The organism is Sphaerisporangium dianthi (assembly GCF_042654065.1).
Lineage (GTDB): Bacteria > Actinomycetota > Actinomycetes > Streptosporangiales > Streptosporangiaceae > Sphaerisporangium > Sphaerisporangium dianthi.
Window position 1 is genome coordinate 47,507 of sequence record NZ_JBHSFP010000038.1, and the last position, 24,688, is coordinate 72,194.

Consider the following 24,688-nt stretch of genomic DNA (forward strand, 5'->3'; position numbering starts at 1 on the left):
GGCCGGCGCGGCAGGAGTCGGCGCCGCGGGAGCTCCGAGGGCCGACGCCTGGACGGCCCTGCCCGAGGCTCGCCCCGGACGCGTGAAAGCTTTCCGGCCCGTCGGGCAATCAGAGGTGACCACCTTTCCGAATCGGATGGAGAGCAGTGCGTGACCCAATCACGGACGCCGGCGGGGCGGCCGGCATGAGCGTTCCGACCCATGTGGGCATCGACCTCGATCGGATCTTCGACGCGCACTTCGCCGAGATCCACCGCTACATCGCCCGCCGGCTTTCCACGGACGACGCCGACGACCTGGCGGCCGAGGTCTTCCTCGTCGCCGCCAGAGGCGGATACGAGTCTTCGCGGGGGCAGGCCAGGCCCTGGCTGTACGGCATCGCCACCAAGCTCATCGCCAGGCATCACCGCGGCGAGATCCGCAGGTGGAAAGCGCTCAGCCGGACCTCCGAGCGCGAGGCGCAAAGCCATGAGGACGCGACGCTCGCGCGCGTCACGGCCGGCAGGCTCACCGGCAGGCTCGCGGGGGCGCTGGCCGGCCTGAACCGCGGCGACCGGGACGTGGTGCTGCTGGTCGCGCTGGGCGGGCTGACCCACCGGGAGGTCGCCGCCGCCCTGGAGATCCCCTACGGCACCGTCGCGTCCCGGCTCAACCGGGCGCGCAAGCAGCTTCGCAAGGCACTGGGCGACGTCAACCCGCTGATGGAGGCGCACGATGGATGAGTTCACACTGCTCGCCCGGGCGGTACCGGACGTGCCGCCGCCGTCCGCCGAGACCGTGGCGAGAGCGCGCGAGCGGCTGGCCACCCGCCAGGCGCCCGCGAGGCGGCCCCGCACGCGCCGGCACTGGGGCTGGCCGGTGGGCGCCGCCGTCGCCACCGCGGTGGTCGTCACGACGGTGGTCATCGTGTCGAACCTCGTCGGGGTCTCCGGACCCGCGCCCTCGCCCGCGGCCCCTCCGGCCTTCGAGCAGGCGCCGCGCGCCTACAAGGGGCTTGATCATCTGGCGGGAGCGAGGATGCCACGGTCGGCGACGAAAGTGAGCCTCCGGTTCCGTCCCTCGAGCGTGAAGATCGCGATCGTGGTCTACTGCCAGACGCCCGGCTCGATCTTCTACAGCAATGAGGGAGGGAGCAGCGCGGGCGGCGTCTGCGGCCCGGACGGCGCGCTCAGCATGCTCGCGGACAAGGCGCACGAGCCGGGCTGGCTCGGCCGCGATCACACGATCACGTTCTGGGTCTTCCCCCCCGACGCGCCCGTCGCGCGCGGGCGCGGGGCGTGTGTGCCCGAGGGGGCGTGCGAGGGGAAGTACGACCTGACCAGCCCGAAGACGGCCGACCGGCTGGCCGCCGACCTGGGTGAGCGTCCTGGAGCCTGGTCGGTCGCGGCGTACGACGCCCCGGCCGCGCCGGCGATCTCACCCGCCGGGTGAGCGTGTTCCCCCATGTGCTCGGCCGCCGTGCAACGCCCGGCGAGAGGCGGGGGCGCGTGCGGCCCGGTTACCCGGCGCGTAATCGATTTTGCGGCGCGAGGCCGCCATCGTTGAGGCATCGGGCGGCTCGCCGCCGCCGATCGCGGGCACGGACGCCGCCGGCGCCCGTGCCCGGCCGGACATGAGGGAGCGACAACGATGAGCGACGTCAACGAACTGGTCAACCAGTACATCGCGGTCTGGAACGAGACCGACCCGGCCGCCCGCCGCGCGGCCATCGACCGGCTGTGGGCCGAGGACGGCACCTACGTGGACCCCCTGGCGGCCGCGGAGGGACACGCGGCGATCGACTCCGTGATCGCCGCCGCGCAGAGTCATTTCCCGGGGTTCGTGTTCCGCCTGTCGGGGCCGGTGGACGCCCACCACCACCTGGCCCGGTTCGGCTGGAGCCTGGCCCCGGACGCCGCCGCCGAGTCGGTGGTGGACGGGTTCGACGTGGTGGTGCTGACCGAGGACGGCCGGCTGCGCGACGTGCTCGGATTCCTGGACAAGGTGCCCACCGCCTGAGGCGGATGGACAAGGTGCCCACCGCCTGAGGCGGATGGACAAGGTGCCCACCGACTGAGGTTCCCGGACAAGGTGCCCACCGCCTTGAGGTCCATGGACGAGACGCCCGTCGCCTGAGGCTCCTGGGCCGCCCGCCCGGACAGGGCGGCCAGGCGTCAGGACGGCGGGTCGAGGGCGGTGCCGCGGCGTTGCTCGATGAGGACACCCAGGCCGTCCAGGACGCGCAGGAGGCCGAACTCGTAGGCGTGGCCGGGGCTGTAGGCGGCGTTGTGCGCCTCGCCCGCGGCCGCGCCGACCCGGGCGGCCGTCGGGTACTTCTCGGCGTCGAAGACGCGGGCGAGTATGGGGGCGCTCGCGTCCCACCACTGCTGGTCGGTCATCGCGCCCTCGTGCTGGATGGCGCGCGCGTCGGCGGCCGACCGGGCCGAGGAGTGGACGAAGCCGAGCAGGTAGGTCAGGGCGTCGTCCATCTCGACGTCGTCCAGGCCCAGGCCCTCGAAGGCGCGCAGCTCGTGCTCGTACTTGGCGAGCAGGCCCGGGCCGAGCGGCGGGCGGCTGGTGGAGACGGCGGTCACCCAGGGGTGGCGCTCGTACAGGTCGCGGTTGTCGCGTGCCACGGCCTCCAGGCGCGCGCGCCAGGGCAGGCCCGACAGATCGGGACGGGGCATCTCGCCGAACACCATGTCGAGCATGAGGTCGAGCAGCTCGGCCTTGCCCGGGACGTAGGTGTACAGCGACATCGCGCCCACGCCGAGCTCCTGCGCCACCCGCCGCATCGTCAGGGCGGCCAGGCCCTCGGCGTCGGCGAGCCGCACGGCCGCCTTCACCACCTCGTCGAGGGTCAGCCCCTGGCGGGGCCCGCGGTGCGGCGGGCGGGCTCCTGGCCGCCTCCAGAGCAGTTCGAGGGTGCGCACCGGATCTCCGGCGCCGCTGCGGTCGATCGTAGGCGGCACACGGCCATCCTCCCATCAACCATGCTCGGCACAAAGTACGGTGTACGACGTACGAGTTCGCGTGGCCGCCGCGGAGCTCCGGCACCCTAGTCACGAGGCGCCGCGACCGGCTCGCCCGTGGCCGGCTGGCCGCGCCGGCCTCGCAAAGGACTCCCCGGCTCGCGCTAGCCGGCGGGCGGGGCCGTGACCAGGCCGCTGTCATAGGCGACGACGACGAGCTGGGCGCGGTCGCGGGCATGGAGCTTGGCGAGCAGCCGCCCCACGTGGCTCTTCACCGTCGCCTGGCTGAGGTGCAGATGCTCGGCGATCTCGCCGTTGGACAATCCCCGGGCGATATGGGTGAGCACCTCGCGTTCCCGCTCGGTGACGCCGTCGAGCCGGCGCGGCAGCGCGCGGGCCGGCTCGGGCCTGCGGGTGAACTCGGCGATCAGCCGCCGGGTCACGGTGGGGGCCAGCAGGGCCTCGCCCGAGGCGATCACATGGACGGCGGCCAGCAGGTCGGCCGGGCGGGTGTCCTTCAGCAGGAACCCGCTGGCCCCGGCCCGCAGCGCCGCGTAGATGTAGGCGTCCAGATCGAAGGTCGTCAGGATCAGCACCCGCACCCCTGCGGTCAGCGGGTCCCCGCAGATGCGGCGGGTCGCCTCGATGCCGTCCATCTCGGGCATCCGCACGTCCATCAGCACGACGTCGGGCCGCTGCCCGCGGGCCAGGTCGACGGCCTCGGCGCCGGTTCCGGCCTCCCCGACGACCGTGAGCCCCGGCGCGGTGTCGATCAGCAACCGGAAGCCGCCGCGCAGCAGCGCCTGGTCGTCGGCGATCAGGACGCGGATGTCACCGGCCCCGCCACGGCCGCCCTCCCCGGCCTCGCCCGCCGTCGTCCGGGGGCTCCCCGCAAGGCTCTCCCCGATGTCCGCCGGCGCCGCGCCCGTGATGTTCTCGCTCACCGCGCGGCTCCGGAGGCGGTCTCAGAGGCCCGGCCGCCGCCTGCCGACGCCCCGGCCTCGCCGCCGGCCGCACTCCTCGCGCCACCGGCCGAGCCGTCCTCGCCGCCTGCCGCCGCCCTGCGCCCGCCGCGGGCCGGACCAGGCGGGTCCTGCGCCGCCGGCTCGTACGGCAGGGTGGCGGTGACCGCGAAGCCGCCTGCGGCCAGCGGGCCGGCCTCGAAGGAGCCCCCGTACATCACGACCCGCTCTCGCATCCCCACCAGCCCGTGGCCGCCGCCCGGCCCGCCCGGGCCGGGCAGCACGCGCGCCCCCGGCCCGTCGTCGACGACCCGCACCCGCACCTCGCCACCGCCGCCGCGGACCGTCACCCGGCAGTGCGCGGGCGCGGCGTGCCGGACGACGTTCGTCAGCGCCTCCTGCACGATGCGGTAGGCCGACAGTTCCACGCCCTCCGGCAGGCCGCCGGCGCCCGTCACGTCCAGCTCGACCCGCACGCCCGCCAGGGCGGCCCGCTCGGCCAGCTCGGACAGCTCGGACAGCCCCGGCGCCGGGCACAGCTCGGCCGCCGTCTCACCGTCGCCCTCCGAACGCAGGACGCCCAGCATGTGCCGCATCTCGACGAGCGCGCCCCGGCTCACGGCCTCGATCTCGCGCAGCGCCTTGCGGGCCTCCTGCGGCCTGACCTCGGCGACGTGGTCGGCCACGCCCGCCTTGACGGTGATCAACGTCATGCTGTGCGCGACGACGTCGTGCAGCTCGCGGGCGATGCGCAGGCGCTCGTCGGTGACCGCCCGCCGGGCGAGCTCGCTCGCCGAACGCTCGACGTACAGGCGGCGCTCCCGCACGGCACGGCCGACGGTCCAGGCCAGGCCCATGAGCGGCGCGCCGAACAGCACGCTGGGGAAGGGGAAGCCGTCGACCCCCCAGCTGACGGGTCCGGCCACCGTCGAGCCGGCGACCAGGACGGCGCTCACCGCGCCGATCGTCCGGGTGGGCACCCAGCGAAGCCCGGGACGGGTGAGCGCGACCGTGTACAGCGCGAAGGCGGCCGCGGCGAAGGCGTCGTGCACCATGTCGGTGAACAGCGACAGCACCGTGATCGTCAGCACCACGCCGAAGACCGGGGCCGGCCACAGGCGCCGCACCGCGAGGGGGAGCCCCATGCCGGCGATGATCAGGCATTGCACCGCCGGCGGCAGCGCGCCGGGAGCCGGGTCTCGCGCCAGGGCGACGCTCACCAGCGGCAGGACGTAGACCGTCGCCGCCAGCGCGTCCAGGCTGATCAGCCGGCCCGGCCGTGGCCCGGGCGGCCACTCCGAGGCGGAGCGGCCCGCGATGGGGGAGGGCCGCAGCCCGGCGGTCTGCGCGTCGTCCACCCTTGGAGGTTAGCCGGTGCCCGCCGCCGGAGCCTCCCACCGCGGGATGTCATCCTCCAGGCGGACATCCGGCCTCCACGCCCGCCGGCATGCGCCCGCGGCAGCACGGCGAGAGCGCGGCCCAGGGCCGATGCGGCGCCCCGGCCCGCCGGGGGAGCCTGGCACTCGTGATCGAAGTGAGAGAACTGACCAAGCGGTACGGCCGCGCCCTCGCCGTCGACCGGCTGTCCTTCGAGGTGCGGCCGGGGGAGGTGACCGGCTTCCTCGGGCCGAACGGCGCAGGCAAGTCCACCACCATGCGCGTCGTCCTCGGCCTGGCCGCCCCGACCTCCGGAGCGGCGCTCGTCGGCGGCCGCCCGTACACGTCGCTGCGCCGCCCGGCGCGGCAGGTCGGCGCCCTGCTCGACGCGGGGGCCCTGCACCCTGGCCGCAGCGCCCTGAGCCATCTGAGGTGGCTGGCCCGGGAGAACGGCATCGGCGACGCGCGTGTCGCCCAGGTGCTCGAACAGGCCGGGCTGGCCGGCGTCGCCCGCCGGCGGGCCGGCGGCTTCTCCCTGGGCATGAAGCAGCGGCTGGGCATCGCGGCGGCCCTGCTGGGCGATCCGGGGATCCTGCTGTTCGACGAGCCCGTCAACGGCCTGGACCCCGACGGTGTCCGCTGGATCCGCGAACTGATGCGGGAGATGGCCGCCGAGGGGCGCACCATCCTGCTGTCCAGCCACCTGATGAGCGAGATGGAGCTGACCGCCGATCGGCTGATCATCATCGGGCGCGGCCGGCTCATCGCCGACACCTCCGTGCGCGAGCTGGCCGACAGGTTCGGGCAGGGCGTGCTGGTGCGCTCGCCGCGCGCGGCGGACCTGGCGGAGGTCCTGACCGGGGCGGGAGCGGCCGTGGCGTCCGGCCCGGCCGGGTGTCTCTCCGTGAGCGGGCTGGAGGTGAGCGACATCGGCGACCTGGCCGCCCGTCACGGCATCGCCGTGCACGAGATGTCACCGCGCGGAGCCTCCCTGGAGGAGGCGTACCTGCGGCTCACCGCCGGGAGCGGCGACCACGCGGCCCCCGGGCACGGGACGGCGCGCTGACCGGCCCGCCCGCCGGGCGGCGCGGCGACGGTCGGGCGGGAACGGCGATCGTCGGGAGGGGGTCACGGCGGGCGAGGCGGAGTGATCGGCGGGGGAGGGCGCGACGGCGAGTGGGGGGAGGCGTGACGGCGGGCGGGGCGGGCGGAAAAGCGGTTGCGCCGCGGGTGCGCGTGCCGGTAGAACTTGCGGCCGGACCTCCCGCCGACGGCGGCGGGACCGAGACGAGAGGAGGGAAGAGGCGATGACCACCGTTTTCACCGCGCTCATGTCCTCCGAGGTCGCGCCCCGGCGCTGACCTGGAACCGGGCGGGCGCGCCTCCACAGGAGAGTGTTGTGACCGCTGTACAGCAAGATCTGATCATGCGCCCGATCACCGGGCCCGAAGAACTCGGCCTTTTCACCCGGCTGCCCTACGTGCTCGACCACGAGCTGGCCGGCGACCTGGACTCCGGCAGGAGGCGGCCCGGATGGATGTGGGTCGCCCTGCGTGGTGACCGGCTGGTGGCCAGGCTCGCGTGGTGGAGCAGGCCCGGCGAGCCGGCTCCCTTCCTGCTCGACGTCTTCGACGTCGCGGACGAGGCCGGCGGTCCCGGCGAGGCGGACGACGGCGTCCGGCTGCTGCGGACGGCCATGGCGCACGTCCTCCCCGAGGGCGCCCGCCCACCTGAGTACATCCGCTACGCCTCACCCGGCTGGCGTGACGACGCGGCGGAGCGCCGTGCCGTCGAGACCAGGACCGCCGCGCTCGAGCGGACGGGCGCCCGGCTGTTCGTGGAGCGGCTGCGCCTGGAATGGCGGCCGGGCACCCCGATCGCCGCTCCCACCGGCCGCCTGGAGTTCCGCCCGGTGGCGGGGCGCGACGAGCTCGTGGCCCTGATGGTCAAGGTGCTCGAGGGCACGCTGGACGCCCACAGCCGCGACGAGCTGACCCGGATGACCGCTGAGAAGGCCGCCGTGCGGCAGTACGAGGAGGAGCTGGAGGGCTACCTGAGCCCCCGCGACTGGTGGCGCGTCGCGACGCTGCCCGGCGGCGATCCGGTGGGCTTCGTCATCCCGGCGCACAACTCCTACAACCCGATCATCGCCTACATCGGGGTCGTGCCGGCGCATCGCGGCAACGGTCACATCGGCGAACTGCTCGCCGAGGGCACCCGCATCCTCGCCGCTCAGGACGTCCCGCGCATTCGCGCGGCTACCGACGTCGCCAACGTCCCCATGGCGAAGGCCTTCCACCGCGCCGGGTACGCCGTGTTCGAACGCGAGCTCAACCACACCTGGCCGTAGAAGCGGTCTCGCGGCACGGCGGGGCGATCCCGCCCCACCGTGCCGCTCCGCCGCGACCGCTCCGCCGCGACCGCTCCGCCGCGACCGCTCCGCTCTGCCCGCCCGCCGCGACGCCGTGCCGGACGGCTTCACCGGCGGCCCGGGGCGCCGCCCGCCGTGCAGCCCGCAGCCGGGCCCGGTCCGCCCGGTGACGGCCCGCCCGATACGCTCGAATCCGAGGAACCGGCGCGGGCGCCGGCCGTCGGCTCGCGCGAACCGGCCCGCCACGGCGGGCCTCCTCCGCAGGCGGCGGGCCGTGATCGGCACGCGGAGAGTCATCATGAGAATCCTCGGCATGATTTCCGGCACCTCCCACGACGGCGTCGACGTGGCCCTGGTCGACTTCGACCCCGCGTACGGCGGTGGCACGCTCAGCGGGGTCGTCGAACTCACCGCCTCCACGTCCTACCCGCCCGGGCTCCGAGGCCGCCTCGTCAACGCGCTCCCTCCGGCGGCGACCACGCTCGGCGAGGTGTGCGAGCTCGACACCCTCGTCGGCCAGAGCTTCGCCGGAGCCGCGGCCGGCGCGATCGAACGGGCCGGGCCGGTCGACCTGATCGTCTCCCATGGGCAGACCGTGTTCCACTGGGTGGACGGCGCGCGCGCCCTGGGCACCTTGCAGATCGGCCGGCCCGCGTGGATCGCCGAGCGCACGGGCGCGCCCGTCCTCTCGGACGTGCGCATTCGCGACATCACAGCCGGCGGGCAGGGTGCTCCCCTGGTCTCCCTGCTCGACGTCCTCCTGCTCGCCGGGCACAGGGGTATCGCCGCAGCGCTCAACCTGGGCGGCATCGCGAACCTGACGGTGGTGCGCGGTCCCGCCGATGTCGTCGCCTACGACATCGGCCCGGCGAACGCGCTCATCGACGCGGTCGTGGTGAGCCGGGGGCTCAACGGCCTCGGTTTCGACGAGGACGGGCGGATCGCCGCCTCAGGCGTGGCCGACGAACGCCTCCTCGCGGTCCTGCTCGACGACCCCTACTACCGGCTTCCCGCCCCGAAGAGCACCGGCAAGGAGGTGTTCCACCTGGGGTATGTCGAGGCGGCGATTGCGGCGGCGGGAACCCGGCCCGGCACGGCCGACCTCATGGCGACCCTCACCGAGCTCACCGTTCGCGCGGTCGCCCGGGAGGTGGCGGCGAGCGGCGCCGGCCTTCTGGTCGCCTCGGGCGGCGGATGCCGCAACCCGGTGCTCATGGCCGGCCTGCGCCGCGCGCTCCCGGGCGTGACCTTCCGGCTCAGTGACGAGTACGGCGCGCCCGCCGACGGCAAGGAGGCGATCGCCTTCGCCCTGATCGGCTGGCACACCGTGCACGGCCTGCCGGGAACCGTCCCCATGGGCACCGGAGCGCGCGCCGCGCGCATCCTCGGCGCACTCACCCCGGGGTCGGGGCCGCTCGCCCTGCCGCCCCCGGTCGCGCAGGCGCCCCGCGCGCTCGTCTTGACCCTGCGCCCCGCATGACCCGCGCAGACTCCCGCGGCCCTGGGCCGGCCGGCGGGCTGCCCCGCGATGGGGATGGTCAGGTCTGGTGGCGGGGGATGCCGGAGACCTCGTGGTCGGCGTGGAACAAGGCCTCGGAGATCAGCCGGCGGACGTGGGCGTCACGCGCGCGGTAGAGCACGCGGCGCCCGTGACGGCGGGTGTCGACCAGCCCGGCCAGGCGCAGCTTGGCCAGGTGCTGGGAGACCGAAGGACGGGCCACGCCGATGATCTCGGCCAGTGAGGAGACGTCGTACTCGCCGGAGACCAGAAGCCACATCAGCCGCAGACGCGTCCCATCGCTGAGCATGCGGAACGCCTCGACGGCCGTCTCGACCTGAGCACCGGTGGGCTGCTGTTGCAACAGGTGCGCATCTGATCCGTTGTCGCGTGCGTACATGACTACATATACTCCACGCAAGAATCCCCGTCCGCAAGCGAGGAAGCCATGTCTGACCAGCAGCGGTCCGGCTATTCAGCCCCCGGCAGGCTCGAGGGGCACGACCACGGGCACGGCCACCTCGGCGCTCGCGAAGGCGAACAGGGTCCGGCGCCGGGACCGGAGACGGACGACGTGGGCCACGCGCCGCACGCGCACCCGCATCCCGAGCCGCACGCGCACCCGCACCCGCAGCATCCCGAGCCGGAGCACGACCACGGGCACGAGCGGGGCGTCGAGCGCGAGAGCGGAGACGGCCAGGGGCATGGGCACGGCCACGGGCACGAAGACGAGCATGGGCACGAAGACGAGCATGGGCACGAAGACGGGCACGGGCACGAAGACGAGCACGGGCACGAAGACGAGCACGGGCACGAGGACGGGCACGGGCACGAAGACGGGCATGGGCACGGGCATGGGCATGGGGCGGCGAAGGGGGGCGTCCTGGGACGCCTGCTGGCGTGGGGCGCGCACATCCTGACCCCGCACAGCCATGACAGCGCCGACAAGACCGACACGGCGCTGGAGTCCAGCAGCCGGGGCATGCGGGTGCTGGGCCTGTCCTTCGCGATCCTGCTGGCGACGGCCGTCGTGCAGGCCGTGATCGTCGCGTTCTCCGGCTCGGTGGCGCTGCTCGGCGACACCCTGCACAACTTCGCCGACGCCCTGACCGCCGTCCCGCTCGGCATCGCCTTCTGGCTCGGGCGGCGCGCGGCGACCCGCAGGTTCACCTACGGCTACGGCAAGGCGGAGGACCTCGCCGGGCTGGTGATCATCGTCATCATCGCCGCCTCGGCGATCCTGGCCGGCTATGAGGCGATCCAGCGCCTGCTCGATCCGCAGGACGTCCGGGGCCTGGGCTGGGTCGCGGGCGCGGGTCTGATCGGCTTCCTCGGCAACGAGTGGGTCGCCCGCTACCGGATCCGGGTGGGACGCGAGATCGGCTCGGCCGCCCTGGTCGCGGACGGCCTGCACGCCCGCACCGACGGCTTCACCTCGCTGGCCGTGCTGCTGGGCGCGGGCGGCGCGGCGCTCGGCTTCCCCATCGCCGACCCGATCGTCGGCCTGCTGATCACCGTGGCGATCGTCCTGGTGCTCCGGGACGCGGCCAGGGAGATCTACCACCGGCTCATGGACGCCGTCGACCCCGGTCTGCTCGACCAGGCCGAAGATGTCCTGTCGCACACCCCGGGCGTGCGGGGCGTCGGGTCGGTCCGGATGCGCTGGATCGGCCACGTCCTGCGGGCCGAGGTCGACATCAAGGTGGATCACCGCCTGTCGCTCGTCGAGGCGCACGCGGTCGCCGTCGAGGCCGAGCACCGGCTGATCCACCAGGTGCCCCGCCTGCGGGCGGCCACCGTCCACGCCGACCCGCACGGCCCGGACGACGCCGACGACTACCACTCGCGGCTGCGCACGCACCGCGAGCCGACCACGGCCGGGCCTTGACCCTCCCATCGTGGGAGACCTCAAGGTGATCGGATGCATGGCGACGACAGGACATTGTTGAGCATCGGAGAGCTGGCGGAGCGCACCGGCATGTCGGTGAAGCTGATCCGTCACTGGTCGGACATCGGGGTGGTGCCGCCGGCGAGCCGCACGGCGGCCGGTTACCGGCTCTACGCGCCGGAGGCGGTGGCCAGGCTCGAGCTCGCGCGCGCCCTGCGTGACCTCGGCTTGGGCATGGCCGCGATCAAGGACGTCGCCGCCCGTGAGCGTGATCTGGGCGAGGTGGCGGCGGTGCACGCGGACGCGCTGGAGGTCCACATCCGCACGCTCAGGTCGCGGCAGGCGGTGCTGCGATCGATCACCGCCCGTGGGACCACCGCCGAAAGGCTCGCCGTGATGACCAGGCTGGCGCGGCTGTCCTCCGCCGAGCGCAACGCCGTCGTCCGCGAGTTCGTCGCCGACGCGGTCGGGGACGCGGACGCTCCCGCCTACCGGGCGGGGCTGCTCGCCGCCCTGCCCGAGCTGCCCCGGGAGCCCACCGCCGAGCAGGTCGACGCCTGGCTCGAGCTGGGCGAGCTGATGGAGGACCCGGCGCTGCGCTCGGCCATGCGGCACATGGCCGAGTACGCCGCCCGGCACGCGCTCCGCGAGCACGACGAGGATGACGTGCGGGAGGCGGAGCGGGTCACCGATCTGTGGGTCGGACAGGTCACCTCGGCCGCCGAGGCGGGCCTTGCGGCCGACTCGCCGGCGGCCGAGCCGGTGGTGGCCGCCGTCGTCGCCGCCTGGCTGCCCACCCAGGCCCGTGTCCCCGGGTGCCCCGAAGGCGACGGCGTGGCGGCGCGCCGCATGCTGCTCGAACAGCTGGAGAACGCCGCCGACGCCCGCCTGGAGCGGTACTGGCAGCTGATGTGCGTCATCAACGACCGGCCGGTGCGGCCGAGCATGGCGGCCGCGGGCCGGTGGCTGACGACCGCCCTGCGGGCCAACGCCGAGCCGGGGGCCCGCGCCACCCGCGTGGCCGCGATACTCGGCGACGGCGACGGCGACGGCGACGGCGAGGGGGAGGACGCCGGTCCGGCGGGCATCCTGGACGGCTGCGCCCGCGTCCTGGCCGACGTGGGGGAGCTGGTCGCCGCCGTGCCGCCCGGGCATCTGGGGGACCCCACGCCGTGCGAGGACTGGGACGTGCGGGCGTTGCTGGACCACCTGGTCTGGGAGAACCTGCTGTGGACCAGCCTCGCCGAAGGCGTCCCTCGCTCCGACTTCGCCGCCGATCATCTCGGCGGGGACCATGTCGCCGCGTTCCGCGCCGCGGCGGAGGCGACGATGGCCGCCTTCGGCCGGCCCGGCATGCTGACCCGGCGATATGGGCCCGCGCCCGGGTGGCGGCTGGTGGAGCAGGTCGTCATCGAGATGATCGTGCACGGCTGGGACCTGGCCACGGCGATCGGCCGGCCGGCCGATCTGGTGCCGGACGTCGCCACGGCGATCATGCCGTCCGTGCGGGAGATCTACGGGGACCTGCCGCGCACGCCCGGCGGCTCGTTCGCCCCGGAGCGGCCCGCGCCGGTCGGCGCGACCCCCGCCGACCGCCTGGCCGCCTACCTCGGCCGCCCCCTCGGCTCACCGCGGAGGCCGCGTGAATGACGAGGGCGAAGGGCAGGGTTTCGGTGTGCGACGTTTAAGTCCATAATCCCTAGTTATTAAGTGGGTATGATGCTCGATGTCGTGATCTGAACGAGGAGATCGGATGGCCCTACCGGATTTCCTGGTGATCGGCGCGCCCAAGTCCGGCACCACCGCCCTGCACGCGGCGCTCGCCCGTCATCCCCAGATCTTCATGTCCGCCGTCAAGGAACCCAAGTTCTTCCTCACCGACGGCCCGCCGCCGGACCGGGGCGGCCCCGGAGACGCCCAGACGTTCAAGGAGCACGTGTGGCGCAGGGCGGACTACGAGGCGCTCTTCGACCAGGCCCCGCGGGGGACGCTCAAGGGGGAGTCGACACCTTTCTACTTGTACGACCGGCAGGCGCAGCGGCGCATCCAGGCGCTGATCCCCGGGGCGCGGCTCATCGTCGTGCTGCGGGACCCGGTCGAGCGCGCCCACTCGAACTGGACGCACCTGTGGTCGGCGGGGCTCGAACCCGTCGGGGACGTGGTGCGCGCCTGCGCCGAGGAGGAGCGCCGCGTCGCCGCCGGCTGGTCGGCGTTCTGGCACTATGTGTCGCTCGGCCGGTACGGCGAGCAGCTCGAGCACCTTTACGGACTGTTCCCCCGGGAGAACGTCCTGCAGTTCCGCTACCGCGACCTGGTGGACGAGCCGGCGGCGACGCTCGACCGCATCTGCGCCTTCCTCGGCGTGGAGCAGGGGCTGATCGACGAGGTGCCCCGCGAGAACGTCACCGCGCATCCCGATCCGACGCTCCGCCACCGGGCGCTGTCGCGGCTGATGCGCGCGGGCGCGACGGTGGGGCGTCACCTGCCCGGCCGGCTGGCAGCGAGCCTCACCGAGCCGCTGGAGAAGGCGCTGCAGGAGAGCGGCCGCCCGCGCCGTCCGCTCAGCTGGGAGCAGCGCCAGGCTCTCATCCCCCGGTTCCGGGACGATATCGCGCTGCTGGAGAAGGTGACGGGGGAGGACTTCGGTGACTGGCTGCGCCCGCGCGACAGGTCGGGCGGGCTGATGGGCGGCCGTCCGCCCGGTCAGGGCCAGGCGCGCAACGGCCGCCCGCGCGTGCACTGACCGAAGGTCAGTGCAGCTCGGTGCGCAGTTCGTGGGAGCCGTCCTGCCGGGTGATCTCGTAGTACAGACGCCGGCGACCGTCGGGCAGCCGCAGGACGTCCAGATAGCGCAGCCCTCCGTACGGCGACTGGGCCACGGGCTCGGTGCCGACCGGCGTGAGCGTGGAGTGGTCGGCGCCGGTGGCGAGGCCCGTGCGCTCCTCGTAGTTCTCCGCCGCGCTGGCCCGTCCGTCGTAGGCGGCGAGGATCGTGTCGCCGTCGTGCACCACCGCGGTGACGCGGACGCCACGCGCGTCCCAGCAGCCGGGACGCCCGGTGAGCGCCGTGCCCTCCCAGGTCCACTCCAAGCCGTCGGCGCTGGTGGCGTAGTCGGTGACCATCTGGTCCTCCTCGCCGGGGTCCGACAGAGGGTGGCAGGAGGCCCACAGGTGCCACAGGCCGTCGTGGTAGAGGATCACCGGGTCCTTGACGGCGGTCTTGGGGTCGCCGGGCAGCACGACCTCGCGCTGCGAGGCGTCGAACGCCGACGGGTCGCCGGCCTGCATGACCTCGACACGCCAGTGCTTGGTGCCATAGGTGGCGCAGCTGATGTAGAGACGCCACACGCCCCCGGGCGTGCGCACCAGCGCCGGACGCTCCAGCGACTCGGTGTCGGCCTCTTCGCGGGTGATGGTGTAGACCGTCTCGAAGTGCTCGCCGTCCAAGGAGCGTGCGACGGCGACCGCGTAGCCGCGCCCCTCCCCGATGGGGCGGCGAAGGCGGTAGGCGAGGTAGAAGACGCCGTCGCTGTAGACGGAGCTGGGTGCGCCCACCCAGTTGCCGGGCTCGTCCCCAGGAGGGGCGAGGACGAGCACCGAGCGGTCGGGCCGGGGGATCGGCAGGGCGCTTCGCGGGTCGTTTCCGTTCATCGGCACGTCGAAACAATAGACGGGAATCGGTGGTGGTGACGAAAGCCTGGCCGGTCATAGGGGGTATGAGTTACCCCTGAGCGCCGCCGCGCCCACCCCAGAGCACCCGTATATCCGGCAAATCCGCGACAGAGTGCAAGATCGGGCGCAAGATCCGGCGCCGGCCGGGGCCGCACGCCGCCGGCGGGATCGGGTCGCGCGCCGGCGCCGGGTCCTCGGTGGCCGGGAGCATGGCCGCCGCTCACGAGACCGCCGCGCCGACGAGGTGGCCGATGCCATAGGTGACGGCGGCGGCCGCCGCCCCGAGCAGGAGCTGCCTGCCGCCGCCGAACAGGGACGAGCGCCGGGTGAGCCGCGCGACCAGCGCTCCGGTGGCGAACAGCCCGGCCGCCGTGAGCACGACCGCCACCGCCACCGAGCCGATGCCGAGCAGGAAGGGCAGCAGGGGGATCAGCGCGCCGATCGCGAAGGCCAGGAAGGAGGAGCCGGCGGCCTTCCACGGCGACGGCAGGTCGTCGGGGTCGACGCCGAGCTCTTCGCGGGCGTGCACCCGCCAGGCGACCTCGTCGTGCCGGTGCAACTGGCGGGCCACCTCGCGCGCCAGTCCGGGGGTGAGTCCGCGCGACTCGTACAGCGCCGCGAGCTCGCCCTCCTCCGCCTCGGGGTTGCGGGCGATCTCCCGGCGCTCCACGTCGATCTCCGCGAGGGTCATCTCGGTCTGCGACCGCACCGAGGTGTACTCGCCGGTGGCCATGGAGAAGGCGCCGGAGGCGAGCCCGGCCAGCCCGGCGATCGTGACGGTGTGCGCCCTCGCGCCGCTGCCCACCACTCCGGCGATGAGCGAGGCGTTGGAGACCAGCCCGTCCATCACGCCGAAGACCGCCGGCCGCAGCCAGCCGCCGGTCACGTCCCTGTGACTGTGATGCACCTCGGCGCGGATCGGAACGGAGGACATGTGAATTCCTTAGACCGGCGGGAAGCGGGGTGAGGACAACGGCGAGCGCCGGCGCCACCGCGGCGGCGATCGTCCGGTTGTCGCGGACGATGAAGTCATATCAGAAGCGCATAAATACTCGAAAAACTTCCCGCCCTGCCCCCCGTCGAACCGGTGGCCGGCGGTGGTGGGCGGCCGCCGCGGCGGTGAGAATGGGACCGGCGGACCGGACGGAACCGGTCACCGCCCACCGTCCGCGGCCCGTCCGGGCGGCCGGGAGGCCGTGTGCCGATACGAGTCACGTGTGCCCATATGAGTCAACGGAGAAGAGGCGACCATGGCCGACAAGCCGGTGCTGACCCCAGGTCCGGACCACCCCATCACGGTCGAGCGCAACCCCGCCCGCGTCGTGGTGTCGGCGGGAGGCCGGGTGATCGCCGACACCCAGGACGCCCTGACCCTTCGCGAAGCCGACTATCCGCCCGTCCAGTACATCCCGCGCAAGGATGTCGACATGGAACGGCTCGCACGCACCGACCACGCGACCTACTGCCCCTACAAGGGGGACGCCTCCTACTACAGCCTCGCCGACTCCGGCGAGAAGGGCGTCAACGCCATCTGGACCTACGAGACCCCCTCCACCGCCGTCGCCGAGATCGAAGGCCACCTCGCCTTCTACCCCGACCGGGTCGACGCCATCGAAGAGCACACCACCGGCTGACCGCGGCGTCCGATGGCCGGCGCGAGCAGGGCCGGCCCGAGCTCGCCGGGCCGCCGCGCCGGTCGTCGGGCTTGCCTTGACGGGCCGGTCGCTGCGAGGGTTGCGGCATGTTGGATGTGGCGGTGATCGAGGACCCGGCGGCGGCCGAGGTCTCGCTGGATCCGGTGAGGACCAGGCTTTTGGCCGAGCTGTCGGAGCCGGGGTCGGCCACCATGCTGGCGGCCAAGGTCGGCCTGCCCCGTCAGAAGGTCAACTACCACCTCAAGACGCTGGAGCGGTACGGCCTGGTCGAGCTGGTGGAAGAGCGGCGCAAGGGCAACGTCACCGAGCGCATCATGCGCGCCACCGCGGCATCCTTCGTCATCTCGCCGGTGGCGCTGTCGGCGGTCGCGCCCGATCCGTCCCGCGCGCCCGACCAGCTGTCGGCGCGCTGGATGCTGGCGGTGGCCTCGCAGCTGGTGCGCGACGTCGGCCGGTTGATCACCGGCGCGGCCAAGGCGCGGCAGAAGGTCGCCACCTTCGCCATCGACGGCGAGGTCCGCTTCGCCTCGGCCGCCGACCGTGCGGCCTTCGCCCGCGAGCTGGCCGAGACGGTCATCGCGCTGGTCGGCAAGTACCACGCCGAGGGCGCCGAGGGCGGTCGTGACCACCGGGTCGTCGTGGCCGTCCACCCGAGCATCACCCGTGGCTCCGGCGACACCGGCGCCACCACGAGCGCGAGCAAGGAGCAGTGAGCGGCATGCGGCACGAATTCGAGGTGCGCGAGGAGATCGCGCTCGACGCGACGCCCGAGGAGGTCTGGGAGGCGATCTCCACCGGCCCCGGCGTCGACTCCTGGTTCATGGGCCGCAGCGAGATCGAGCCGGGCGAGGGCAACGTCGTGCGCCACAGCCTCATGGGAGGCACGACGACCGCGACGGTCACCGCCTGGGAGCCGGGCAAGCGGTTCACCTACCAGTCCGACCCGAGCCCCGACGGCACGTTCATGGCCTTCGACTACCTCATCGAGGGCCGAGGGCAGGGCAGCACGGTGCTGCGCCTGGTGCACAGCGGCTTCCTCGGCGACGACTGGGAGGCCCAGTACGACGCGCTGAAGAAGGGCGACGGCATGTACCTGCAGAAGCTGGCCGCCTACCTCAAGCACTTCCCCGGGCGTACCTCGAGGTTCAACCTGCTGGTGCCCGGCCCGCGGGTGCCCGGCCACGAGCAGGTGTGGGAGGCGTTCAAGGGGGCGCTCGGCGTGGCCGGCGAGGTCGCCAAGGGCACGCCGGTGCGCCTGTCGGTCCCGGGCCTGCCGGCCGCCGAGGGGGTCGTGGAGCGCACCGACTACCCGAGCATCCCGAGCGTCTGCACGGGCGACGCGCTGTACATGTTCATGCACGGCTACCGCGACACGGTGGTCGTGGAGCAGCACGGCTTCACCGAGGGCGTCGACGTCCAGGCCACCGAGCAGGCGTGGAAGTCCTGGCTGGCCCAGGCGTTCGCCTGACGGGCCGCGGCCGGCGGGCCGGCGCCCGCCGCCGGCCGATGCGGTCGCCGATTCAGGCGAGCTTGCCGAGCCACGCCTGCCAGGCCTGCCCGGCCTCCTTGGCGTCCGCCGGGTCGAACAGGTGGTGGCCGATGACCAGCGTGTCGTGCATGCCGAGAATGAAGCGGTAGAGCGCGTCGCCGGTGCGCACGCCGAGGAATCCGGGGGCGACGTAGTCGGCGACCCCTTCGATCGGCGGCAACCCCTCGGGGGCCAGCCGCACGCGGTCGCCCGCGGCGACCGGGCCGCTCAGACCGAGGCCGCGCTCGAGCGTCTCCCACACCTGGCCGCCGTCGCCCGCGGACGGGCGCGCGCCGAAGATCACCGCTGCCGTGCGGCCGGCGAAGTGGGAGAGGTACTGGCCAAGGGTGTGCAGGTACAGGTCCCAGCCGCGCTGGAGGGCGTCGTACTCGGTCTCCCAGTCGTCGCCGAGGACGCCGCTCTGCACCAGGCGCAGCACCGTGCTGCCCTGCCCCTTGCCCTCGATGAGGTACTCGAAGGCCATGAAGAGCCCCTCAGGGCTCTGGTCGCCGCGGAAGGCGAAGCGCTCGCCCGGCTCCCACGCGGTGACGGTGGCCTCCGAGGCGAAGTCGCCGAAGTACTGCCGGACGGCCCCGCCCTCGCGCGGCTCGATCTCGTTGCGTCCCATGAACCAGGAGTCGATGCCGGGGCCGGTGGCGATCGCCTCCCACACCTGCTCGGGGCCGGCCTGCAGGGTGATCTGCTTGCGAAGCTCGAACTCGTGCGGCATCTGGAGAACTCCTTGGTCAAGCGCCCCTGGGAGGCGCCGTCGGTGTCGGTCTCGGGTGAGGCGGCGTCCTCGTCCTGCCGGTGCCGCTCTGGGAATCACCGTGTCACCGAAATAAAAAATTGTCAAGACGGTCGAAGTTGTCGGCGAGGCCGGCGTGACGCGAACGCCGCAGGCGGGAGGCGCGACGCCGGGCCGCCCGGCACGGGCCGGAGGGCCGTGAGGCGTCGTGGTCAGGACGCGCCGAGCCAGGCGGTGCGCCGCGCGTCGGGGAAGGCGCCTGGGAGGTGGACCACCGCCTCGGGGCGTCCGGCCAGGTTGTGCGCGTCGAGCACCAGCAGCTCGCCGCGGCGGCGGGCCAGGTCGCGCGTGAGCACCATGATCCAGCCGTCGCCCTCGACGGCGCCAGGACGAGGCACGAAGACGGGCCGCCCGGCGCGCCGGCCCGGGCCGAGCTCGCGCACCTGGGTGACTCCCGCCGCCAGGTCCAGCCCGACGACCGCCTGCCCGCCGGCCGCGCGGGCGAACACCAGCTGGTGCCTGCGGCCGGCGCTGCGCGGGTCGGCCGACGCCTCGGCCGCCGAGCCGATCAGCGCCCGCGCGGACGTCGTGCCGGTGGCCAGGTCGAGCGTCCAGCGGTGCACCGAGGCCGGCTCGGCGTCGCGGCCGAGGTCCCCCACGGGTGTGTCGAAGGCCCGGGCGTGACGGACCGCGTCCACGACGACCCGCCGCCCGCGGTCCTCGTAGGCGTTCACCGCCTCGAACACGTAGCACGGGTCGATGGGGAACCAGCGCGGCCCGGAGGGATCCCAGGCGTCCCGCCGCAGCAGGCCGATGCGGGCGGGACGGCCCGGCCGCCAGCGGTAGGGCGAGGAGGAGCCCATCAGGGCCGCGGCGCGGCTGTGGACGACCGGCAGGTCGAAGACGACGACGAACCGCTCGGTGAGCGCTACCGCGTGCAGGAGCGGGGCGCCGGGCAGCGCGAACGGCCGCACGTCGCGGACCTCGCCGCCGGGCCCGAGGACGAGGTGCTCGGCGACGTCGGACCCGGGACGCACGGCGACGGTGTGCCACTCGCCGCCCGCGTGGTCGCGGACGGGCGCGGCGAGGTGGGCGGCGTGCGTGTCGTGCGCTCCCTGGGACGGCGCGTCGTGCGTTTCGCCGCAGACGGCGAGGTTCCCCTCGCGCATCCAGCCGGGCGCGGGGAAGGGGAGCAGGGGGAGGTCGCCCGCGTGGACCCCGGTGAGGTCGGCGGCGGCGGGGATCAGGCGCCGCGCGGCGCCGCCGCCGAGGCGGACGCCGTACACCAGCGCGGGCCGGGAGGCGTGAGCGGCGTCGCCCGCCCGGGTGCCCGCGGGATGCGCGGACGCGCACACCAGAGCGCCGTCGAGATCGGCGGGGACGGCGCCGTCGACGGTCAGCGGCGCGTCGTGCGGTACGCGATCGGGTGCCGTGATCGCGGCGGCGTGCTCGGCGACGGTCATATCGGACACCTCCAGGAAGGCGATGGGCATAACGGCGTTATGAAAAAAATAACGCCGTTATGCCATACTGTCAAGTATGAGCCCACGCCGAACCGACCCGCAGACGCGAACCGCCCTCGTCGACATCGCCGCCGGCCTGCTCGCGGGAGAAGGGCCCCAGGCCTTGTCGGCCCGCCGCATCGCCGCGGAGGCCGGCAGCTCGACGATGACCGTCTACACCAACTTCGGCGGCATGAGCGGCCTGGTCCGCGAGATGGTGCACGAAGGGTTCGCCCGGCTGGAGGCCTACTTCTCCCACGTGCCGGAGACCGGCGACCCGGTGGCCGACATGGCGCTGCTCGGGCGCGCCTACCGGCACAACGCCCTGACCAACCCCCACCTGTACGCCGTCATGTTCGGCGGCGCCGCGCCGGCCGGCTTCTCCCTCACGGCGGAGGACCGCCAGCACGGCCGTTACACCCTGGGCACGGTGGTGCGGTGCGCCACCCGCTGCATCGAGGCGGGCCGGTTCCGCGCCGGCGACGCGGAGCTGGTGGCCCACCAGCTCTGGACCGCCGTCCATGGGCTGGTCACCCTCGAACTGGGCGAATACCTCATCGACCCGTGCAACGCGGGCGTGGTGTTCGAGGCGCAGCTCACCGGACTGATGATCGGGGCCGGCGACGAGTTCGAGGCGGCCACCCGCTCCGTCCGCGAGTCGCAGGCCCGCCTCGCGGCCGAGTTCGGCGGCGTGACCCCCTACCCGTCCGCGAGCGACCCGGCCTGACCCGGCCGCGGGGTGACCGGGCGCCGCGCCGGCACGTCGCCGGCGGGGGAGGCCGCCTTCGGCAGGCACAGGACGAACCGCGCGCCGCGCGGGCTGTCGTGGATGGTCAGCGTGCCGCCGGCCATCTCGGCGATCTGCCGGGCGATGGGCAGGCCGAGCCCCGTCCCGCCGGTGTCCCTGCTGCGCGCGGCGTCCAGGCGGGTGAAGCGCTGGAAGACCATCTCCCGCTTGTCGGGCGCGATGCCCGCCCCGTCGTCCAGGACCTCCAGCACTGCCGCGCCGGCCTTGTAGGCCGGGCCGCCGCCGGGCCTGGGGTCGCAGTACACCTTGATGGTGATGGTGCTCTCGGCGTGCCGCTCGGCGTTGTCCATCAGGTTGGTCACCAGCCGGGAGAGCCGCACCCGGTCGGCCACCACCGTCGCCCCCTCGTGCAGGACGCACTCCACCCGCTTGTCGGGGTGGCGGGCCGCCGTCTCGGTTCTGACCAGCTCCGCCAGGTCCACCCGGTCGCTGGCGCCGGGCGTGCCGGCGTCCAGGCGGGCCAGCGTCAGCAGATCGCTCACGATCGCCTGCAGACGGTCCAGCCCGGAAAGGACGGCCCGGCTGGTCGCGTGCCAGTCGTGGTCGCCGGTGTCCATGAGGGCGTCCTCGACCTCGGCGCGGATGGCGGCGATCGGGGTGCGCAGATCGTGGGAGGCGTCGGAGGCCAGGCGGCGCTGCTGCTCCACCGCCGCCTGCAGCCGCCCGAGGGTCAGGTTGACGCTCTCGGCCAGGTCGTGCAACTCGTCGTCGGCCTCAGGGGTGGGCACCCTCCTTCCCGGGCAGCTCGCGTTGATCTCGTCCAGCTCCGTCCGGATGGCGTCCACCGAGGCCAGGGAGGCCCCCACGGCCCGGTGGGTGCCGTAGGTGATCCCCGCGATCAGCAGCAGCGCGCCGCCGATCACGGCAGCGGCCACCAGCGGGTGGACCAGGGGCGGGATCACCGGGGCGGCGGTGTAGACGGTCCAGTCCCGGCCGGACAGGAACACCTGGTCGCGGGCCACGATCGAGCAATGGCCGGGAGGGAAGGCGGGGCCGCCGCACACGGTCGTGGTGATGCCGTTCCTGCCGCCGGTGAGGCGCGGACCGGCCATCGGCGGCTTGCCCGCCATCTCCTTCGACGCCGCCACGACCCTGCCCAGCGGGTCGATCACCTGGATGTCGTAGATCACGCCGTGCGGGATCGGTTCCAGGACGTTGCCGCGGTCGACCTCGGTGGCGACCCGTGCGGCGGTACCGAGGATCTCCTTGGTCAGATACGCGGTGGTGGTGCGCTGTACGGCGATCAGGATCACGGCGGCCAGAAGGGCGCACAGCAGCGTCGCCACCACGCCGACGTACAGCGTCAGGCGGCGCTTCACCGGCCACCGGTGCCCCCGATTCATGCCAAATCCCCCTATAGGCAGTCGACCACACGGTGTGAACGGTCTTCTCACGGGGGTCGTGGTGACCGGTCGCCCTGATGGAGGGCCGCCGCGGCGCGACCGCGGGCCACGGCGCGGTCCGGCGTTCGTCCTCCCCTTTTCGGGGCAGCGCCCAGGTGTGGACTGTGAGGGGCGGCCCGCCCCTGCCTCGGAGCGTCGCAACGTCGCGACAGAGATGGGAGAGCATGAGAATCGTCGGCATCGCGGGAAGTCTTCTGTCCAACGCCTACGTCAGCAGGCTGCTGGAGGCCTCGGCGCGGGAGCTGCCCGCGCGGCTGGAGCTCGAGGTCTGGGACGGACTGGAGCGGGTGCCACCCGTGGAGGACGGCCCCCTGCCGGCTTCGCTGGAGGAGCTGTGCGATCGTCTCGCCCGGGCGGACGGCATGTTGATCACCGCCCCGGCGCACAGCGTCCTGCCTCCTCAGCTGATCCACACGCTCGACTGGGTGGCCTCCCAGCACGGCGGCACGGTGCTGCTGGGCAAGCCGGCCCTCGTGGTCACCGCCTGCCCGCGCGACTACGAGTCGATGTGGACCCAGACCCGGCTGCGGCGCGCCCTCGCCTCCGCGGGCGCGCACGCCTGGGGCGCCGACCTGGCCGTCTCGCCCATGTTCGGGCACTTCGACGCCGAGGGGCGCATCGCCGACCCGGCCGTCCGCGCGCGGCTCCGCGCGGCTCTGGACCACCTGCGCCCGCTGTCGCTCGTCTCCTCCGCGGGGATGGCCGCGCCTTCCGCCGTCATCGCGCGCGGGCCGCGGGCCGCATCGCAGCCCGGGGGCGCGCGAGCCGTCGTACGAGGGTGAGGCGAGCCGTCCCGGAGGGACCGGCCCGAGCCGGAGGTCCCGCGAGGGTGGGACGTTCGGCACCTGCCCCGGCCCGGCGTCATGGTGTTCGATGAGGTGACGGGCGAGCCGCCACGGCCTCTCGCCGATCTTCCTTGAGGAGGCGCCATGGACATCGAGAGCATGACCGCGGCGGATGTGATGAGCCGGGTGGTCGTCACGGTCAGGCCGGACGAGTCGCCTCTGATGGCCTGGGAGCTGATGCGGCGCGGAGGCGTCCATCACCTGCCCGTGGTGGACGCCCACTCCCACGTGCTCGGCGTGCTCAAGCGCGAGGACATCGCCTCCCACTGGTCCGGCGGGCCGGCCGAGCAGTCCAGCGGCCAGGTGCGGCAGCTCCTCGGCTCGCGGCGCTGCCCGCACGTGGCGCGCGAGACGGCGGTGTCGTGCATCGCCGCGACGATGGTGGACTCCTGCGTCGACGTCGTGCCCGTGGTCGGCGCCGCCGGCACCCTCGAAGGGCTGGTCACCGCCACCGACGTGCTGCGGGCCGTCGCCGGGCGGCAGATGCCCGCGACCGGGCCGAGCGAGGTCGTGGCGGGGCTGTTCCGCCTGGAGCCCGTGCTGCCGCCCGAGCATCCCCGCGGCAGGTGATCTCCTCGGCGCGCGGGTCCCGCGGCAGGTGAGGTCCGCGGCACGCGGGTCCGGCGGCATGCGATCTCCGCGAGGGCGCCGGCTCACATGCCGCGGATGCGGCGGCCGGTGATCTCGTGCGGGACGATGCGGACGCACAGGTCGCGCCCGCCGCCCGCCCACGGCTCCACGCCCTGCCCCTCGCCGGGGGACAGATGGTGCGCCGGGCCCTGCACGAGCACGCTCCACCCTTCCCGCCTTGCCTCGTCGATGTGGTCGACCTCGAAACCGACCTTGACGTCGACGCCCTCCGCGCCGCTGCGCAGGCTCTGGTCCATGGGGCCGCCCGCCCGGGTGCGGAAGACGATCGCCCCGTCCTGGAAGGCGTAGTTGACCGGGAACGCCGCCGGGCCGGTGGGGCCGCTGAACGCCACCCGCCCGACGCCGCCCGGCGAGATGAGGCGCAGGCACTCGTCACGGCCGAGCGCCCGCAGGACGGGCCGGACGGCGGGCCTGCCCTGGCCCGGGGGCCGGTCGGTGCCGCCGCCGAGGAGTTCGGCGGCGGTGGTCTCGAGGGCCGCTGCCAGGCGGAGCAGCACGCCCTCGTCGGCCGAGGAGGGGTAGGTCTCCAGGTACTCCAGGTAGCCGGGCGCCATGCCGGCGCGTTCGGCGACCTGCCGCCGGGTCAGTCCGAGTCTCCGGCGGTGGTAGGCGACGCGGCGGCCCAGGTCGCCGGGCGAGGTCGTCCCGTATGGCATCGGCACCCCCTGTGGGCGCGGACCACGCCGGCCCGGCGTCACCGGACCAGGCCGCCGGCACCCCTTGGCGCGCGGACCGCGCTCGAGTCCGTCATGTCCGACGCTACTCCGGCCCCGCCGGCGGACGTGAGGCCCGTCCGAGGGAGGATGGTCCCGAGCGTGGAGGGACTTCGC

Annotated in this window: 26 protein-coding genes; 15 read left to right on the forward strand and 11 right to left on the reverse strand. The window is 74.0% G+C overall.

All coding sequences use genetic code 11. The features are described 5' to 3' along the window. Window positions 1-146 precede the first annotated feature (146 nt). From ACFO60_RS35095 to ACFO60_RS35105, 3 genes are all read left to right on the forward strand, one after another. Window positions 147-722, forward strand: coding sequence for an RNA polymerase sigma factor (locus tag ACFO60_RS35095; RefSeq protein ID WP_380849682.1), 576 nt, complete (start codon window positions 147-149; stop codon window positions 720-722). Further along, window positions 715-1,431: a hypothetical protein gene (locus tag ACFO60_RS35100; RefSeq protein ID WP_380849685.1), complete on the forward strand. Its 717-nt coding sequence runs from the start codon at window positions 715-717 to the stop codon at window positions 1,429-1,431. Before ACFO60_RS35095 ends, ACFO60_RS35100 begins: the two co-directional genes overlap by 8 nt. A gap of 198 nt (window positions 1,432-1,629) precedes the next feature. After that, complete coding sequence (locus ACFO60_RS35105) at window positions 1,630-1,998, forward strand: nuclear transport factor 2 family protein (RefSeq protein WP_380849688.1); 369 nt, start codon at window positions 1,630-1,632, stop codon at window positions 1,996-1,998. 155 nt (window positions 1,999-2,153) lie between these two features. Here the strand turns inward: ACFO60_RS35105 and ACFO60_RS35110 are convergent, their stop codons facing one another. The 3 genes from ACFO60_RS35110 to ACFO60_RS35120 form a co-directional block, all read right to left on the reverse strand. Next, window positions 2,154-2,951, reverse strand: coding sequence for a TetR/AcrR family transcriptional regulator (locus tag ACFO60_RS35110; protein ID WP_380849691.1), 798 nt, complete (start codon window positions 2,949-2,951; stop codon window positions 2,154-2,156). Between the two features lie 164 nt (window positions 2,952-3,115). Beyond that, the gene (locus ACFO60_RS35115) at window positions 3,116-3,781 is read right to left on the reverse strand and encodes a response regulator (RefSeq protein WP_380849780.1); all 666 of its coding nucleotides are present in this window, start codon (window positions 3,779-3,781) and stop codon (window positions 3,116-3,118) included. 110 nt (window positions 3,782-3,891) lie between these two features. Further along, window positions 3,892-5,271: a sensor histidine kinase gene (locus ACFO60_RS35120; RefSeq protein WP_380849694.1), complete on the reverse strand. Its 1,380-nt coding sequence runs from the start codon at window positions 5,269-5,271 to the stop codon at window positions 3,892-3,894. Between the two features lie 167 nt (window positions 5,272-5,438). Between ACFO60_RS35120 and ACFO60_RS35125 the strand changes: the two genes are divergently transcribed. The 3 genes from ACFO60_RS35125 to ACFO60_RS35135 all read left to right on the forward strand — a co-directional run bounded on the left by ACFO60_RS35125 (window position 5,439) and on the right by ACFO60_RS35135 (window position 9,141). After that, a complete protein-coding gene (locus ACFO60_RS35125) occupies window positions 5,439-6,356 on the forward strand; it encodes an ABC transporter ATP-binding protein (RefSeq protein WP_380849697.1) in 918 nt (305 codons plus the stop codon). A gap of 333 nt (window positions 6,357-6,689) precedes the next feature. After that, the gene (locus ACFO60_RS35130; protein WP_380849700.1) at window positions 6,690-7,640 is read left to right on the forward strand and encodes a GNAT family N-acetyltransferase; all 951 of its coding nucleotides are present in this window, start codon (window positions 6,690-6,692) and stop codon (window positions 7,638-7,640) included. 319 nt (window positions 7,641-7,959) lie between these two features. Next, window positions 7,960-9,141: an anhydro-N-acetylmuramic acid kinase gene (locus ACFO60_RS35135; protein WP_380849703.1), complete on the forward strand. Its 1,182-nt coding sequence runs from the start codon at window positions 7,960-7,962 to the stop codon at window positions 9,139-9,141. A gap of 58 nt (window positions 9,142-9,199) precedes the next feature. Here ACFO60_RS35135 and ACFO60_RS35140 read toward each other — a convergent pair whose 3' ends face one another. Further along, window positions 9,200-9,559, reverse strand: a complete 360-nt coding sequence (locus ACFO60_RS35140; RefSeq protein WP_380849706.1) for an ArsR/SmtB family transcription factor — start codon at window positions 9,557-9,559, stop codon at window positions 9,200-9,202. A gap of 75 nt (window positions 9,560-9,634) precedes the next feature. Beyond that, window positions 9,635-10,072 (reverse strand): hypothetical protein, encoded by a 438-nt coding sequence (locus tag ACFO60_RS35145; RefSeq protein WP_380849709.1) that lies wholly within the window; start codon window positions 10,070-10,072, stop codon window positions 9,635-9,637. Between the two features lie 69 nt (window positions 10,073-10,141). Here ACFO60_RS35145 and ACFO60_RS35150 point away from each other — a divergent pair, with 69 nt between their 5' ends. The 3 genes from ACFO60_RS35150 (at window position 10,142) to ACFO60_RS35160 (ending at window position 13,790) form a co-directional block, all read left to right on the forward strand. Beyond that, window positions 10,142-11,047 carry a cation diffusion facilitator family transporter gene (locus ACFO60_RS35150; RefSeq protein ID WP_380849711.1) on the forward strand — a complete coding sequence of 302 codons (906 nt, stop codon included), beginning with the start codon at window positions 10,142-10,144 and terminating at the stop codon, window positions 11,045-11,047. A 33-nt stretch (window positions 11,048-11,080) separates the two neighbouring features. Further along, window positions 11,081-12,697, forward strand: coding sequence for a TIGR03086 family metal-binding protein (locus ACFO60_RS35155; protein WP_380849713.1), 1,617 nt, complete (start codon window positions 11,081-11,083; stop codon window positions 12,695-12,697). Window positions 12,698-12,800: 103 nt separating this feature from the next. Further along, window positions 12,801-13,790, forward strand: a complete 990-nt coding sequence (locus ACFO60_RS35160) for a sulfotransferase family protein (RefSeq protein WP_380849714.1) — start codon at window positions 12,801-12,803, stop codon at window positions 13,788-13,790. A gap of 7 nt (window positions 13,791-13,797) precedes the next feature. Here ACFO60_RS35160 and ACFO60_RS35165 read toward each other — a convergent pair whose 3' ends face one another. Continuing rightward, entirely contained in the window at window positions 13,798-14,697 is a 900-nt protein-coding gene (locus ACFO60_RS35165; protein ID WP_380849782.1) for a hypothetical protein, read from the reverse strand. Window positions 14,698-14,938: 241 nt separating this feature from the next. After that, on the reverse strand, window positions 14,939-15,652 hold the full coding sequence (locus ACFO60_RS35170) for a VIT1/CCC1 transporter family protein (protein WP_380849716.1): 714 nt from the start codon (window positions 15,650-15,652) through the stop codon (window positions 14,939-14,941). 316 nt (window positions 15,653-15,968) lie between these two features. On the opposite strand from ACFO60_RS35170, the gene ACFO60_RS35175 reads away from it, so the two are divergent. The 3 genes from ACFO60_RS35175 to ACFO60_RS35185 all read left to right on the forward strand — a co-directional run bounded on the left by ACFO60_RS35175 (window position 15,969) and on the right by ACFO60_RS35185 (window position 17,841). Beyond that, the gene (locus ACFO60_RS35175) at window positions 15,969-16,352 is read left to right on the forward strand and encodes a DUF427 domain-containing protein (RefSeq protein ID WP_380849718.1); all 384 of its coding nucleotides are present in this window, start codon (window positions 15,969-15,971) and stop codon (window positions 16,350-16,352) included. A gap of 107 nt (window positions 16,353-16,459) precedes the next feature. After that, the gene (locus ACFO60_RS35180; RefSeq protein WP_380849721.1) at window positions 16,460-17,086 is read left to right on the forward strand and encodes an ArsR/SmtB family transcription factor; all 627 of its coding nucleotides are present in this window, start codon (window positions 16,460-16,462) and stop codon (window positions 17,084-17,086) included. A gap of 5 nt (window positions 17,087-17,091) precedes the next feature. Beyond that, window positions 17,092-17,841: an SRPBCC family protein gene (locus ACFO60_RS35185; protein ID WP_380849724.1), complete on the forward strand. Its 750-nt coding sequence runs from the start codon at window positions 17,092-17,094 to the stop codon at window positions 17,839-17,841. 52 nt (window positions 17,842-17,893) lie between these two features. Here ACFO60_RS35185 and ACFO60_RS35190 read toward each other — a convergent pair whose 3' ends face one another. After that, a complete protein-coding gene (locus tag ACFO60_RS35190) occupies window positions 17,894-18,631 on the reverse strand; it encodes an SRPBCC family protein (RefSeq protein ID WP_380849727.1) in 738 nt (245 codons plus the stop codon). Between the two features lie 230 nt (window positions 18,632-18,861). Beyond that, window positions 18,862-20,142, reverse strand: coding sequence for a carotenoid oxygenase family protein (locus ACFO60_RS35195; protein ID WP_380849730.1), 1,281 nt, complete (start codon window positions 20,140-20,142; stop codon window positions 18,862-18,864). Window positions 20,143-20,188: 46 nt separating this feature from the next. On the opposite strand from ACFO60_RS35195, the gene ACFO60_RS35200 reads away from it, so the two are divergent. Then, window positions 20,189-20,878: a TetR/AcrR family transcriptional regulator gene (locus ACFO60_RS35200; protein WP_380849733.1), complete on the forward strand. Its 690-nt coding sequence runs from the start codon at window positions 20,189-20,191 to the stop codon at window positions 20,876-20,878. Here ACFO60_RS35200 and ACFO60_RS35205 read toward each other — a convergent pair. After that, on the reverse strand, window positions 20,851-22,302 hold the full coding sequence (locus ACFO60_RS35205) for a sensor histidine kinase (protein WP_380849736.1): 1,452 nt from the start codon (window positions 22,300-22,302) through the stop codon (window positions 20,851-20,853). The two genes, ACFO60_RS35200 and ACFO60_RS35205, sit on opposite strands and share 28 nt — an antisense overlap. A gap of 224 nt (window positions 22,303-22,526) precedes the next feature. Here ACFO60_RS35205 and ACFO60_RS35210 point away from each other — a divergent pair, with 224 nt between their 5' ends. Next, the gene (locus ACFO60_RS35210; RefSeq protein WP_380849738.1) at window positions 22,527-23,144 is read left to right on the forward strand and encodes an NADPH-dependent FMN reductase; all 618 of its coding nucleotides are present in this window, start codon (window positions 22,527-22,529) and stop codon (window positions 23,142-23,144) included. A 147-nt stretch (window positions 23,145-23,291) separates the two neighbouring features. Then, on the forward strand, window positions 23,292-23,777 hold the full coding sequence (locus tag ACFO60_RS35215; RefSeq protein ID WP_380849741.1) for a CBS domain-containing protein: 486 nt from the start codon (window positions 23,292-23,294) through the stop codon (window positions 23,775-23,777). 83 nt (window positions 23,778-23,860) lie between these two features. On the opposite strand, the gene ACFO60_RS35220 is transcribed toward ACFO60_RS35215, so the two are convergent. Continuing rightward, window positions 23,861-24,514 carry a helix-turn-helix domain-containing protein gene (locus tag ACFO60_RS35220; RefSeq protein ID WP_380849744.1) on the reverse strand — a complete coding sequence of 218 codons (654 nt, stop codon included), beginning with the start codon at window positions 24,512-24,514 and terminating at the stop codon, window positions 23,861-23,863. Between the last annotated feature and the right edge of the window lie 174 nt (window positions 24,515-24,688).